Here is a 255-nt window from a genome sequence, read left to right on the forward strand (position 1 = left end):
TTCTAATTCGCAAATTCTTCGTTTCGTTATCCAGTTTTCAAGGATCAAGTGACTGTGTTACCAGTCATTTTGAGAGTTGAACTCTCAAAACTGACCAACGAGTGAGTAACAGGCCTAAACCTGATTTGTATTTGAATGTCTTCGTTGCAGAAGACGATTCTCCATAGAAAGGAGGTGATCCAGCCGCACCTTCCGATACGGCTACCTTGTTACGACTTCACCCCAATCATCTACCCCACCTTCGGCGGCTGGCTC

Annotated in this window: 1 rRNA gene; it reads right to left on the bottom strand. The window is 45.5% G+C overall.

Annotated features, from left to right (window positions below):
- Positions 1–167: 167 nt before the first annotated feature.
- Positions 168–255, bottom strand: a 16S ribosomal RNA gene (locus KJS57_RS26260); the annotation flags it as partial.

Origin of the sequence: Paenibacillus vini, from assembly GCF_018403325.1 — a bacterium.
GTDB classification, from domain to species: domain Bacteria; phylum Bacillota; class Bacilli; order Paenibacillales; family Paenibacillaceae; genus Fontibacillus; species Fontibacillus vini.